At 45.6% G+C, this 916-nt stretch carries 1 protein-coding gene and 1 pseudogene; both read left to right on the top strand.

Annotated features, from left to right (window positions below; translation table 11 throughout):
- Nucleotides 1-18 precede the first annotated feature (18 nt).
- Nucleotides 19-360, top strand: a pseudogene (locus tag P9687_RS17215) (FAD-binding protein); the annotation flags it as partial.
- A 299-nt stretch (nt 361-659) separates the two neighbouring features.
- Nucleotides 660-800 (top strand): hypothetical protein, encoded by a 141-nt coding sequence (locus tag P9687_RS17210; RefSeq protein WP_155245505.1) that lies wholly within the window; start codon nt 660-662, stop codon nt 798-800.
- Nucleotides 801-916 lie beyond the last annotated feature (116 nt).

The following is a 916-nucleotide window of genomic DNA, read 5'->3' as shown; positions in this document are numbered from 1 at the left end:
AAGTCCGAAACTTGAGTTACAAAAGATTTGCAGGTGACGGCAATCCGGGGCCATCGAAATTATTTGGGGGATAGATGGATTCGTGTTGCCCCGCCGCATAAAATACTCGATCCGAAAAATGGTCCGCTCATTGCCGTGCGCCTTCATCTTCTAAGCAGAAAAACATTAGGCGGCCTGCAAACCGATTTATCTGGAAACGTTTTAGATTCCGCAGGCCGTGCCATACCCGGTTTGTATGCAGCGGGGGAGGTTTCCGGGTTTGGCGGTGGCGGCGTCCATGGCTACAGGGCTCTTGAAGGAACCTTTCTGGGCGGCTGCCTTTTTACAGGCAGGACGGCCGGGCGATCGCGGCTGAACTAAGTTAATTGCATAACGGACCCAGTGATTTTTTACCGGGTTTTCATGTGAAAATGGCGGGTCGGGCAGAGTTCCGGGCGTTTATAGGCTTGAAAGCCGGATTCTAAATGTCATATGCAACAGAGGTCAACATTTTTGTGATCTATTTCTCCCGCGTAATATTCCGCTCGGTGAGGTCTGATTCCTTGCATATCAGACAAATTTTTTAGTTTTGCGCTCTTAGGATGATTCTTAATAAAGCTGTAAGTTGTTTATCGCCGGTAATCCTTTCTAGTTTTGTCATTGATCAGGGAGGGGGATATTTGCATTTTAATATCACTATGATTTGTAAACGCCAACATAAATCCAGCCTGCGAAATGAGAACCAAAGCAGCCGACAAAAAAATCATGATTTTTCTTTTGGAAAAGTTCGTCCTTTTTCTCCTCTGGAATTTAAAAAATAACCTCTTATAGGTGCTTCTAACTCACATTATGGCCAGCCAAGCGGCGAAAACGAGGGCAAGGGCTAACGATATTTCGACAAGATGGAGAAATGAAGGTTAATCGAGTAGGAGGCTAA

Source organism: Weizmannia sp. CD-2023 (assembly GCF_036225245.1).
Taxonomy (GTDB): domain Bacteria; phylum Bacillota; class Bacilli; order Bacillales; family Bacillaceae_C; genus Weizmannia; species Weizmannia faecalis.
The sequence above is the reverse complement of the archived record's forward strand: the minus strand, read 5'-3'. Positions and strand labels throughout refer to the sequence as shown.